The organism is Pseudoalteromonas sp. 10-33 (assembly GCF_001469195.1).
Classification (GTDB): domain Bacteria; phylum Pseudomonadota; class Gammaproteobacteria; order Enterobacterales; family Alteromonadaceae; genus Pseudoalteromonas.
Window position 1 is genome coordinate 105,760 of sequence record NZ_LOFI01000029.1, and the last position, 13,344, is coordinate 119,103.

A 13,344-nucleotide genomic window follows, 5' to 3' on the forward strand; every position below is an offset into this window, starting at 1 on the left:
TGATATTCACAAAAAATATAGTCGTAATAAAAACTATAAATTTACTAAATCTGAAAAATAAGCCTAATGTTGAATTAAGCGCTACGGAGCACTAGCAACGTCGCCACTCTCACAACATAAATTATTTATATACCCGTTCGAAGGACTTTATTATGACAACATATCAACGCGAAACCGATACACTTTCTACTTTATGCCAATCTCAAGGTAATGCATGGCAGGCAATTAACCCAGAGTATGCAACTCGCATGCGTTTACAAAATCGTTTTCGCACTGGGATTGAAATTGCTCAATACACAGCAGACGTAATGCGTGAAGATATGGCCGCTTACGATAAAGATACAAGCCAGTACACACAGTCTTTAGGGTGTTGGCATGGCTTTACTGCCCAGCAAATGATGATGGCTATTAAACGCCACCAAAAAACAACTAAACGTAGTTATGTTTACTTAAGTGGTTGGATGGTTGCTGCACTTCGCTCTGCGTTTGGTCCGTTACCAGACCAAAGCATGCACGAAAAAACATCTGTACCAGCGCTTATTGAAGAAATTTACACATTTTTAAAGCAAGCCGATGCCCGTGAGCTTGACCACTTATTTAATGACCTTGACGAGGCAAAAGCAAATGGCGGCGATGTTCAAGCTGTGCTTGATAAAATCGACAACTTTGAAACGCACGTGGTTCCAATTATTGCTGATATTGATGCCGGTTTTGGTAACGAAGAAGCGACCTACTTACTTGCTAAAAAAATGATTGAAGCCGGTGCATGTGCTATTCAAATCGAAAACCAAGTATCTGATGCTAAACAATGTGGTCACCAAGCGGGTAAAGTAACCGTACCTCACGAAGACTTTTTAGCAAAAATTAATGCGGTTCGCTATGCATTTTTAGAGCTAGGTATCGATAACGGTATTATTGTTGCTCGTACTGACTCATTAGGTGCTAGCTTGACTCAAAAAGTACCGGTATCACAAACTCCAGGTGACTTAGCAAGCCAGTATAATGCCTTCTTAGAGACTACACCTATTAATGGCGTAGAAGACTTGAACGAAGGTGATACGGCGATGAAAATTAACGGTGAGCTTTGTAAGCCAACTCGCCTTGAAAATGGTCTGTTCCAGTTCCGTGAAGGAACAGAGAAAGACCGCGTAGTACTTGATTGTGTTACTAGCCTTCAATCGGGCGCAGATTTATTGTGGATTGAAACCGAAAAGCCGCACGTAAAACAAATTGCTGAACTTGTAAACCGCGTTAAAGAGCAAGTACCAAACGCTAAACTAGTTTACAACAACTCACCTTCATTTAACTGGACGCTTAAATTCCGTGAGCAAGTTTATCAAGAGTGGGCAGAAGAAGGCCGCGACCTTAGCGCATACCCAAGCTTAGGCGATAACAAAGCATTGATGGCGCCAGAAATGGATGCAACAGAGCTTGCCGCTGCTGCTGACGTACTTGTACAGAACTTCCAACGTGATGGTGCACGTGAAGCGGGTATTTTCCACCACTTAATTACGCTGCCTACTTACCACACAGCAGCACTTAGCACAGATATTTTGTCAGAGGGCTACTTTGGTGACCTAGGCATGCTTGCTTATGTGCGTGATGTTCAACGTCAAGAAATTCGTCGTGAACAGGCTTCTGTTAAACACCAAGACCTAGCAGGTTCTAACATTGGTGATACACATAAAGAGTACTTCTCTGGTGATAACGCATTAAAAGCCGGTGGTGAAGATAACACCATGAACCAGTTCTAAAATTTCTAGATAGTGTTACTCAAGGGCCGCAAGGCCCTTTTTTTATGCGCAATAAAGTCTTTCTTAATAACAAGGCCTTTAGCCGTATTTAAAGCGAATTTTTTATGAGGAATAAAGCTTACATCAGGTTACTTAGGTATTGTAGATCATAGTTTTACTAACAATAGATACACAGATCACGATTTAACTAGCTAACCGTATTTGTAGATCAGAGTTTAACTAACCACTTAATTAAAGTGTTTTGTAAGTATTTTTTTGCTGTAAAGGGGCTTAAAAGAGTAATGAAAGGTTTGAAATGCGTTAATTTTTGCTGTTTTTAGTGCTTAAACTCAATTTATAAACCAATTTTTTACCAACGCTTACCTTTCACAAAACAAATTTTTACTAACTGAAAGGCTATAAACAGTGACTCAAACCGGTTTTTTACTAACTCAAGCTATAAAAAAAGCTATAAACCGAAATTTTACTAACTGAGAAATGGGTTAAGTCCGATATGTAATGTGTCATTAAAATGTAAAGGGGGTTTACACTTTGCATATATACAAAAGCCACTTTAAAAAAGTGGCTTTTAATAATTAACTCAAATGAAAAGTTATTTACTGTGCTTATCAAACCACCATTGAATATAAGCCACTTTAGTCATTAAGTTAGACGGACGCGCTGTAATACCATGTGATGCATCGGGTATACGAACCATAGCGGTGTCTACACCTTGTAGCTTAAGCGCTTGGTAGTATTGCTCTGTTTCAGAAATGGGTGTTCGGTAGTCAGCTTCACCTGTTAGTAGCATTGTAGGGGTAGTCACATTACCTACATAACTAATTGGCGAGCGTTTCATATAATGCTCTATGTGGTCCCAAGGTTTGCCTGGAAACCAGTAATCAGCAAAAAAAGGATAAAAGTCGGCAGTTAGTACAAAGCTGATCCAATTTATAACGGGTTTTGCAACAACGGCAGCAGCAAATCGGTCAGTGTGACCTACAATCCAAGCAGTTAGTACACCTCCGCCAGAGCCACCGGTAACAAATAGTTTAGATTCATCAATAAATTCTTTTGCAATAAGTGCATCAACTCCAGTCATTAAGTCATCAAAGTCATTACTTGGGTAATTATGATGAATAGTTTGTGCAAACTCTTTCCCATATGAGTCACTTCCGCGCGGGTTCATATATAACACTACATTACCTTTTGCTGCAAAAAGCTGAACTTCGGCACTAAAGTGAGGGCCATAATTAGCCACCGGCCCGCCATGAATTTCGAGCACGAGAGGATATTTTTTAGATTTATCAAATCCTGGCGGGTAGGCAATCCAGCCCTGTATAGGTAATTGGTCGTGGCTTGATTTAAGCCAAATTTCTTCTACTTTAGCCAGTTGTTTATCACCCAGTGCATCGCTATTAAGCGTGGTTAAGCGCTCAGTTTTACCGCGTTTAATGGTTGCTATATCTGCAGGGCGTTGAGTGTCGGCAAGTGTAAAAGCAATATCGCCGTTACTGCTTATATCAAAATCCCCGCCTGAATATGGCCGGCCGAATGCCACACTGCCAATTTTTTCGGTGATCACCTTACGTTTACCACTACGAGGTTGGTAGGCGAGTGCGGTTTGGCCTTCATCGGCATAGCTAAAATAGAGGCCTTTTGAATTTGCGTTCCATTTTATTTGGCCAACGCTGCGATCGAAATCGCTAGTTAGGCTTTGGGTATCACCGGTTTTTAAATCACGAATATAAAGTTGAGTGTTCTCGTAATTAGTGCGCTTGTCATCGTAGCCAGTATAAGCAAGGTAACGACCATCAGGCGAGACTTTTGGCTGTTGATCTGGGCCATTTCTATCAGTGATGGCTTCAATGGTTAATGTAGTAAGGTTTAGCTTATATACTTCAGTATTTGTGGGTTTAAGCTGGTTATTTTCATGCCTATTAGCTGAATAATACAGTGAGCTACCATCTTTACTAAAGCTGACATCGCCAGCGTTATCAAATTCATCACGGGTAAGTTGCTTAGCATTTCCGCCGTTAGCATCAAGTATAAATAACGGATTAAAGCCTTTTTGCGAGTAGCCGCCGCCATCAGCTCGGTAGTATACATCGTCAATAAATTTAGCTGGCTCTGCCCACTTAGCGCCTTTAGGTTTCCCTGGCAAATTGATAGGTGCTACGGTTTTGCTTGGTACAAACATACTGAATACAAGCTGGCTTGAATCGGGAGTCCAGTTAATAGCGCGAGGGCTACTGGTTAAATTACTTATTTTGGCAATGGCACCGGTTTTAAGCCACTTCATATAAATTTGGCTGCTGCCATCGCGGGTAGAAATAAACGCTAAGCGCTCACCATCGGGAGATAAAACAGGGGAGTAGTCCATATGCACGCCAGACGTTAGTGGCTGCATTTGTTTGGTCTTATAATCAACAGACCAAATGTTTCCGACTTTTCGGTCTGTTTTTATATCCATGCGGTTTCGCACAAAGTAAACGGTTTTGCCGTCGTCGGTAATATCTATTTGGTTGGCGTATTCTAAGTCGAATATATCTTGAAGTTGCAATGTGTGTGTATCGTCTTTTGCGCTGGCTAAATGGCTTGCGCTTAATATAAGACTAAGTGCTAAAAACTGTTTCATTATTAATCCCTGTTGTTAACGTATGTACAGTTATAAGTGAGGGATTATTAAATTAACAGCACAATGCGATGAAGCTCATAATTAACTCTATTATTGCATTAATTTAGTAGAGTTATAAAAGCTGTAAAGGGGGTTTACAGCTTTCATAAATTACTAAGCGTCAGTCACAAAGTGCTTTTATTTCTTTGATGAGTTCAATTGCATCATTATTGTCGCCATGAACACATAGGCTGTGCGCATTAAGCATAAGTTGCTTACCTGAGCATGTGGTTACACTGCCATTTTGCAATAGCTGTTTTACCTGCGTTAATAGGGCGTGCTTATTTAGCACGCTGCCATCGAGCTTACGAGAAACCAAATAGCCTTCATCGGTGTACTGCCTGTCTGCAAACGCTTCGAGTATCAATTCAACATTACACTGTTTAGCTAACTGAACGTGTTTTTCAGCGTTCTTGGTGGCTAAAATCATCAGTTTTAATGTGCTTGGGTAGCTCGCGACAGCAGATATAACGGTTGCTAACAGGTCGTTATTAGCCATCATATCGTTATAAAGCGCACCATGTGGTTTTACATAGCTTAAAGTTAGCCCCTGTATTTTTGCCATGCCTTCAAGAGCCGCTATCTGATAATGAATACAATTAGTTAGTTCGCTTGTTGATAACGCCATAGAGCGTCGGCCAAACCCTTGAAGATCAGGATAACTTGGGTGTGCCCCCACCATTACGTTGTTTTGTTTAGCTAACTTTAATGTTGTTGCTATTACATCAGGGTCACCGCCATGAAAACCACAAGCAATATTAGCCATATTAATATGCGGCATAACTTGATCATCCAAGCCCATTTTCCATGAACCAAAGCTTTCGCCTAAATCACAATTAAGTTTCATGTTAATGGCCTTTTTGCGGTTTAATGGTAACAGGCAAGGTGCCATTGGCAGTGGCTTGCCCCACTATTACTTTAGCGAGTGCGGTAAACGCAGGGCCTGAAACACGCTCATGCTTGTCTACATCAATATTGTAAGCATAAGAGGCCAATACACTGTGAGCATAGTCGCCAAATTTGGCGATATCGTAAGGGGCTCTCAAACTTATAAATACAGTACGCTTATTAAATTTATTAGCCATGGCAAGCAGTGACTCAAGCGCTTTAGGTTGCTCTGCATTATTTAAAGCAAAGCTTGGGTTATCGGCTAAGTCATCCATACCGCCAATTTCAACCGCACTTTGATTCGGCGTGGCATTACCCGCTATAACAACATCAGCGGTTTTAATGTTCAGGGTTGCTTTCGCAGAGTCAAACCCTTGTAAGCTGCTACAGCTAAACGTAATAGATGATGAACTTACCGATTCAATTGCTTGTTGCATAGCCATACATTTGCGTGTGTCGGGCATAATAATATGTATGTGTTGGCCATCATTTAAATTTAGCGGCAATGTATTTTGTGTGTTTTTTACTTGTGTTATTGCTGCTAGAGCAAGCTCTGCTTCTACTTTTCTGTGCTGTTCGTTACCTATTATATTTTTTGCATGAACGACTGCATTGATAGGATCAAACTCAGTGGATAACTCAAATGAATTTTTAAGTGAAACAATACGCGCAGCCGATTGTGATATTTCTTGCTCATCTAATTGATTTGATTTAACAGCGTTAACTAACGACTTAATAAGCTCATCAAGCTTTGTTATATCATCGGGAGTTCTTATTTCTATTGGCATAAGCGCAATATCAACACCAGCTAAAAACGTATTTATAACCGCTTGAGTGGGTGAAAAAAACTGACTGATCCCTGCCATATCGAGTGCGTCGGTAACCACCACACCTTTATAGTTAAGCTCACCTCTTAAAATATCGGTAATGATAGTGCGCGACATAGTGGCGGGTTTAACCATTGTTTTGCCTTCTACTGAGACAAACGTTGAACTATCAAGCGCCGGATATTGTATATGCGCTGTCATGATCATACCGGGGTTTTGTTCGGCAATAATATGTTTAAAGGGGGCTAAATCTTGTTCGTAAATAATACTTTTTGAGTGGCCAACATTAGGAAGCCCTGTATGGCTATCAACGTGAGTATCGCCATGCCCCGGGAAATGTTTGAGCGATGTAATTATGCCATTACTTTCAAAGCCAGCAACTTGTGCTGCGCCGAGCTCACCCACATGTTGTGGGTTCTCACCAAACGAGCGTACATTTATTACCGGATTGTCTGGGTTCATATTTACATCAATGGTGGGTGCATAATTGACGTTGATACCCAGTGCGCTTAGCTCCTTGGCAATAACGGTTGCTGATTTAGTCGCAAAGTCAACGCCGTGCTGTTTATAGGTTGCACCAATAGACATATTACCCGTAAACGAGGTTGCAACATCACGCGGCAGGCGTGCAACTCGGCCGCCTTCTTGATCTATTGATATAAATAGCGGCAGTTTGCTTGCTGATTTACTGGCAGCGGTTTGAAGTTGGTTATTAAGCGCAATAGTTTGCTCAATTGACTGGGTGTTTTCTGAAAACAATATAACGCCACCAATGTTATAGTCGCTGATTGCTTGTGCCAATGGTTTTGGTAACTCTGTCATTGGTGTTCTGCAATGTTCACGTGTGCCTTTTTCACAAAAATAACGAAAGTCGAGTATTAACTTTTGTCCTAGTTTTTGCTCAAGAGAAAGAGCCGGTTTTGCAACCGTAGTAAGTGATGGCATTAAGCACCCAGATATAAAAATAATTGACGATAAAACATACTTATTTAGCAAAATACACTCCAAAGCTAAATAAAATGAACAAGTGAAAGCAGCTTATCTATTTTTTTATATAACTGCAAAATAAGCGCAGCCTAGTTACTACGGGGAAATATAACGTCACAGTGTAATAGATGGTTATTTGGCTGGTTATTAAAAATACACTATGTGCTCAAATATTAGATAATTAATGAGTGAAGAGGTATAATCGTAGATACTCTTTAACAAAGTACTTGCTGTAATGGCAGTGTACTGTGGGCAGTTTACTTTTGCTGAATAAATTATTTCCTGTGCTTAATCTTCGTCTTCTTATTGTGATGTTGGCTTTTTCTGCGTCGTTGGCAACGCTTATTAGTAGTTTTTATTCCACATACCAAGTACAAAAAGAGCAATTGATAAATCACACATTAAAAAGTAATTATGCCTATGCCAATAAACTTGCCTCAGCAACCGATAATTTCCTAGAGTCAGCAAAACAACAGCTAGCCTATTCTGCAAAGAAAATTGAGCAAAACATTAACAATGCTTCACTATTACAAGAAGAAGTAACACGCTTAAATTTGCAAACAAATAGCTTTAATTCAGTTGTTGTAAATAAAAATGGAATCATGAATGTTACGTCTCCTTATTTGCCTGAAATTATAGGGAAATCAATTTCCTCACCAGGCTCATCACAAGCTTTGAAAGAAAAAAAACCATTAATTAGTATGCCGTATATGTCGGCGGCTAAAAACTTAATTATTTTTATTTCGCATCCTTTGTTTGATAAAAACGGTAATTACTTAGGGTATGTTGGCGGTTCGCTCTATCTAAAAGAAAGAAACATATTAAATGATCTTCTAGAGCAACATTTTTATGAAGGAGGCTCGCACATATATGTGGTCGACGGGAATAAACAAATATTATACCACCCAGACAAAAAACGCATAGGCACAAGCGTTACCAATAACAAAGTGATCAATGCGGTTATAACAGGGCAGTCGGGCCAAGTTACAGTATTAAATAGTAAAAATGTAGAAATGCTCGCAGGGTTTGCACCTGTAACAGCTGCGAATTGGGGGATTGTTGCTCAGCGCCCAGTAAAAGCAACGCTTGCTTCTCTAGATACATTAATTATGGAAGTCTTTGCAAGAACACTTCCCATGGCATTAGTCACCTTTATACTTATTGGTGTTTTTTCGCATTTTATTTCCCGGCCATTAAAGCAGTTGGCTAATAGCGTTAATAGGCTCGACGAAGCAAACAGTGTAGATAAACTAAAACGCATTAAATCGTGGTACTTTGAAAGCCAAAAGCTAAAGCTAGCTATGCTTAACGGCGTAAATATATTGCATACACAAATCGGCCAGTTAAAACACGATGCTCAAACCGATCCGCTCACAAATACACATAATCGCAGAAGCTTAAATGGTTTGCTCAGCCAGCTTATGCTTAACAACACGCCGTTCGCTATTTTAGAAATAGACATCGATTTTTTTAAGCGTGTAAACGACACTTTTGGGCACGATAAAGGCGATGAAGCACTTAAAATATTAGCTGACATTATAAAAAATATCTCTCGGAAAGGGGATATTGTCTCGCGTATTGGTGGTGAGGAGTTTTTACTTGTATTGCCTCATGAAGACAGCCAAAGTGCCCTAAAAATAGCAGAGCGATTACGCACCACGGTTGAAACAACTCAAATGGAAACAATCGGGTTTATTACCGTTTCAATCGGAATTGCAACTTGGCCAACCCACAGCAATAACATAGACCAAGTATACAAATGTGCAGACAAAGCCCTATACCATGCTAAAGAGCATGGCCGTAACCGCTGCGTAGTGGCAGAGCCCAGTTAATTTAGACATGTTAAACCTGAATTAACCTTTAGCTGGAATAAGGTTTACTTTAAAAGCCCTTAAATTTATTTAGGGGCTTTTTTATTCCTTAAGTTTTCTTTAAGTTTCGCTCTTTAAATTATAAACATACTCCTTAAACGGGCGATGTTTATGCAATTAGCACAGTCAAACTTACCACTAAATTACACATCTAATCCGACACATTATATCAGTGCTCGAGTGAATGATGAGCATCGAAATGCACTAGAGGCCGCAGTAAAAGAGGGGTTTTTAGTGGCTTACAATGCAACGCTTAAATCATTTATGCCGCTACTTTGCCAATACACAACAAGTGAGGGGCAATGTACGTTAGGTTTAAGGCAAGCTACCTCTTCCTTATTTATTGAGCAGTACACGGCAGAGCCCATCGAGCACTTTTTATTAGAACAAACTCCGCGTAGTAAAATTTTTGAGCTAGGTAATTTATGCTCTACACATCGAAAGGCAACGCTTGGGCATTTTATTGTTGTTAACGAGGCGCTTTACCATACTGGAGCTAAATATTTAGTATTTTGCGCCACTAAAAAAGTACGAGCTATGCTTCGACTGTTAGGTGTTAACTGCACTGAAATTGCTGTTGCTAACAGCTTTGTAGTAGAAAACCCATTAAGTTGGGGAAGTTATTACGCTAATCAACCAACTGTCTGTGTTGTGAGTTTAGAGCAAGCTCACCAACAAATCGTAAAAACAACAGAGCTTTATAGTTTATTACGTCAAAACCAGCATGAAATTGATACATTAGCGAATGCATTGGTGAAAATATGAGTTTATATGATACGCAATCAAATGCAGCTATTGTTGTTTCACACAGTAATAATAAAACCCATGAAATAAGTGGAAAAGAGTTTGACCAACAAACCACAACGTTGGCTAATACTTTAAAGACTTTTGAAGGAAATGTGGTTGCTTTTCAGCTTGATAACACCCCTGCATGGCTAGCCTTAGATTTTGCAACTCGAATAATCGATAAAGTGGCTATACCTATCGCTCCATTTTTTAGCGAGCAACAAACGCAGTATGTACTCAATCAATGTGGCGCTGCTATTTTTATTACAGATACTCTGCCTGGTCCTAACCAGCATCCAGCGTTCACTGTTATGTTATTTGATTACTATTGTTTGTATATATACTCACAAACAGTGAGTAAAGCAGTTAACTACTTCGATACGACCCAAAAAGTAACGTTTACATCAGGCTCGACAGGTGAACCAAAAGGGGTGTGTTTGTCTGCTCACAGTCAAATGCAAGTGGCGCAATCATTGTGCGATAAAATTAATATTAATCAGCCTGTGCATTTATGTTTATTACCACTGGCGGTGCTTCTTGAAAACATAGCAGGTGTATATGCGCCTTTGAAAAGTGGCGGTCAAGTTCATTTAATACCACTGAACGAACTCGGTTTTTTAGGGTCTTCGTTAGCGCAACCTAATGCACTTATTAACGCTATTGATAAAGTAAATCCTAATACACTTATATTGGTGCCAGAGCTTTTAACATGCCTTGTTGCTTTTGCAGAACAAGGCTGGCAGCCGCCTAAATCACTCAAGTTTATAGCAGTGGGTGGGGCGATTGTAGATAAAACCATAATTGTTAAAGCTAGAAGTTTAAATTTACCTGTTTATCAAGGTTATGGACTATCTGAAGCAGCGTCGGTAGTTAGCTTAAACACAGTCAAAAACGATAATTACCATAGTGCAGGTCGTGTTCTTCCTCATATTCAAACCAAGATTACAGACAATCAATTATATATTAAGGGAGACCTGTTTTTAGGGTATTTAAATCACCCGCCACACGATCAAAACCAGTGGTACGCCACCGGAGACTTGGTTGAGCAACAAAATAATACATTATTTATTAAAGGGCGGATAAAAAATCTAATTATTACCAGTATGGGGCGTAATGTGAATGCTGAATGGCCTGAATCATTATTGCTAAGCCAAAGTGGCATTTTACAAGCGGTTGTTTTCGGCGAAGGTAAACCCTTTTTAACCGCCATTATTTACGTCAATTCAACACTAAACAAACAAAGCTTAACTCTACTTATAAATAACGTAAACCAACAATTACCTGATTACGCTCGCATAAAAAAATGGCACTGCATAGCTAAGCCATTAACTGCTCAACAAGGGTTGTTAACAACTAATAATCGTCCAAAACGACAAGCAATTAGTCGCCATTACCACCATGTTTTCGAACAATTTTACCGACTTGGAGAAGTAATTAATGAGTAATTTTTTTAATACATTAAAAGCACAAACACAAAACGAGCGTGAGTACTTATTAGCTGCGCCAATTATACAGCGTGTATTTAACGGACAAGCAACGCTTGAAGAATATGCCTCTTTTCTGGCGCAGGCTTATCATCATGTAAAACACACGGTTCCTTTAATGATGTCAGTTGGCGCGCGTTTAACAGATGAGCAAGAATGGTTACGCGAAGCGGTAGCAGAATACATTGAAGAAGAAATTGGCCATCAAGAATGGGTACTTAACGATATTGCCGCTTGTGGTTTTGATAAAGAACGCGTGCGTCATTCCAAGCCACAGTTTGCAACAGAAATAATGGTGTCGTATGCCTACGACAGTATTGCTCGTAAAAACCCGTTGAGCTTTTTTGGTATGGTCCATGTGCTCGAAGGTACTTCTATAGCACTGGCCGACGGGGCTGCATCAAATATTGCAAGCGCCGTGGGTTTACCAAAAAAAGCGTTTAGTTATTTAACCTCTCATGGTGCCTTAGATATTGAGCATGTGAAGTTTTTTGAAGACCTCATGAACAAAATAACCAATGAGGCCGATCAACAAGCAATCATCCATGGTGCAAAGTGTTTTTACCGTTTATACGGGAATATATTTCGCGATTTAGATAGTGAACCCTTTTTTAAGACTACTACGCAAAGTGCATCTGTATGAGTGGGGCTCTATGTGTATTAACCGGTGCCTCGGGTGGAATAGGGCAAGCTTTTGCAAAAATGTTACATGATCAAGGTTGGTCATTATTGTTGGTGGGGCGTAATAAACAAGCCCTTGAAGCCTTAAACAAAACGCTCCCAAATAGTGAGGTTTTTATTGGTGATTTAACCGATGAAGCTACCCGCGTTAATTTAGCTATAAAAGCAAACCAACTCGGTGGTACTAAGTTGTTGATTAATAACGCAGGCATTAATGTTGTGCAAGGTTTGAAGCAAACTAGTAGTGATCATATAGACTCGGTATTGAGCACCAATTTATTGGTCCCCATAAAATTATGCCAATTGTTTTTGCAACAGCTAGAAAGCTCAAAAGGCATAATAGTAAATGTAGGATCGTCGTTAGGCAGTATTGGATACCCCTATCACACACTTTATTGTGCAAGTAAATTTGGTTTACGGGGTTTCACCGAAGCCCTTTCTCGTGAGCTTAATGGCTCTGGAGTTAATGTGACTTATTTAGCACCAAGAGCTACAGATACAAGTATTAACAATGATCAAACCCGTGCAATGAACAAAGCGCTTGGTAATAGAATGGATACACCTGAACGCGTAGCAAAAGAGTTATTAACGTTAATTAATTCAAGTAAAAAAAGACGCTTTATTGGTTTTCCAGAAAAATTATTTGTGCGTATTAACGGTGCCTTTCCAGGCATTGTGGATGGCGCAATTGGTAAACAACTATCAATAATAAAACGATTTTTAAGCTAAAAATAAACGAATACACGAGGATAAAGTTATGTATAAAATAACCCTAGCGTTATATTTAATTGTATTAAGTATATTATCAATATCAGCCAAAGCAGATGAATCACAAGATCTACTCGCCATTCAACAACAATGGGCAATTGCCAATTATGAACTTGAAGACGATGCGCAAATAAAAGCATTCACAGATCTAACTGAGCAAACAACATTATTTGTGCAAAACTACCCAAATTCTGCACAATCACATATTTGGCATGGCATTGTACTAGCCAGTTTTGCCGGAGCAAAAGGAGGGATCGGGGCTCTGGGATATGCAAAACAAGCAAAAGAATCGCTAGAGCATTCACTTGAAATTGACGGCACAGCACTTGGAGGCTCTGCGTATGCGAGCTTAGCCACGCTTTATAGCAAAGTACCTGGTTGGCCTATAGGTTTTGGCGATGATGATAAGGCTAAAAAGCTTTTTAAACAGGCACTTGCATTTAATCCGCAAGGTATTGATACTAACTACTTGTACAGCGAATTTTTGTATGGTGAACGTGAATACAAAGAAGCTAAAGCACGGTTAGAGGTCGCGCAAAAAGCGGGTATACGAGAGCACCGACGTAAAGCTGATGAATATCGTCAACAAGCCATTAGCCAATTACAAGTAAAAGTAGATAAAAAACTTAAGAGATAAATAAT

At 39.7% G+C, this 13,344-nt stretch carries 10 protein-coding genes; 7 read left to right on the forward strand and 3 right to left on the reverse strand.

Annotated elements, in window-relative coordinates; genetic code table 11:
* Positions 1-152: 152 nt before the first annotated feature.
* A complete protein-coding gene (locus ATS76_RS18715) occupies positions 153-1,754 on the forward strand; it encodes an isocitrate lyase (RefSeq protein ID WP_058553303.1) in 1,602 nt (533 codons plus the stop codon).
* A 592-nt stretch (positions 1,755-2,346) separates the two neighbouring features.
* Here the strand turns inward: ATS76_RS18715 and ATS76_RS18725 are convergent.
* From ATS76_RS18725 to ATS76_RS18735, 3 genes are all read right to left on the reverse strand, one after another.
* Positions 2,347-4,371, reverse strand: coding sequence for a S9 family peptidase (locus tag ATS76_RS18725; RefSeq protein ID WP_058553305.1), 2,025 nt, complete (start codon positions 4,369-4,371; stop codon positions 2,347-2,349).
* 160 nt (positions 4,372-4,531) lie between these two features.
* Positions 4,532-5,257 carry a 5-oxoprolinase subunit PxpA gene (locus ATS76_RS18730; protein WP_058553306.1) on the reverse strand — a complete coding sequence of 242 codons (726 nt, stop codon included), beginning with the start codon at positions 5,255-5,257 and terminating at the stop codon, positions 4,532-4,534.
* A 1-nt stretch (position 5,258) separates the two neighbouring features.
* On the reverse strand, positions 5,259-7,070 hold the full coding sequence (locus ATS76_RS18735) for a glycoside hydrolase family 3 protein (RefSeq protein WP_058553307.1): 1,812 nt from the start codon (positions 7,068-7,070) through the stop codon (positions 5,259-5,261).
* Positions 7,071-7,375: 305 nt separating this feature from the next.
* On the opposite strand from ATS76_RS18735, the gene ATS76_RS18740 reads away from it, so the two are divergent.
* The 6 genes from ATS76_RS18740 to ATS76_RS18765 all read left to right on the forward strand — a co-directional run bounded on the left by ATS76_RS18740 (position 7,376) and on the right by ATS76_RS18765 (position 13,339).
* The gene (locus tag ATS76_RS18740) at positions 7,376-8,944 is read left to right on the forward strand and encodes a sensor domain-containing diguanylate cyclase (protein ID WP_442960107.1); all 1,569 of its coding nucleotides are present in this window, start codon (positions 7,376-7,378) and stop codon (positions 8,942-8,944) included.
* A gap of 150 nt (positions 8,945-9,094) precedes the next feature.
* On the forward strand, positions 9,095-9,748 hold the full coding sequence (locus ATS76_RS18745) for a thermostable hemolysin (RefSeq protein ID WP_058553308.1): 654 nt from the start codon (positions 9,095-9,097) through the stop codon (positions 9,746-9,748).
* Complete coding sequence (locus ATS76_RS18750) at positions 9,745-11,214, forward strand: AMP-binding protein (protein WP_058553309.1); 1,470 nt, start codon at positions 9,745-9,747, stop codon at positions 11,212-11,214. The genes ATS76_RS18745 and ATS76_RS18750 overlap by 4 nt, the downstream gene beginning before the upstream one ends.
* Positions 11,207-11,896 carry a TenA family transcriptional regulator gene (locus ATS76_RS18755; protein WP_058405424.1) on the forward strand — a complete coding sequence of 230 codons (690 nt, stop codon included), beginning with the start codon at positions 11,207-11,209 and terminating at the stop codon, positions 11,894-11,896. The genes ATS76_RS18750 and ATS76_RS18755 overlap by 8 nt, the downstream gene beginning before the upstream one ends.
* Positions 11,893-12,663 (forward strand): SDR family oxidoreductase, encoded by a 771-nt coding sequence (locus ATS76_RS18760; RefSeq protein ID WP_058553310.1) that lies wholly within the window; start codon positions 11,893-11,895, stop codon positions 12,661-12,663. The genes ATS76_RS18755 and ATS76_RS18760 overlap by 4 nt, the downstream gene beginning before the upstream one ends.
* A gap of 28 nt (positions 12,664-12,691) precedes the next feature.
* Positions 12,692-13,339 (forward strand): tetratricopeptide repeat protein, encoded by a 648-nt coding sequence (locus ATS76_RS18765; protein ID WP_058553311.1) that lies wholly within the window; start codon positions 12,692-12,694, stop codon positions 13,337-13,339.
* Positions 13,340-13,344: the final 5 nt, after the last annotated feature.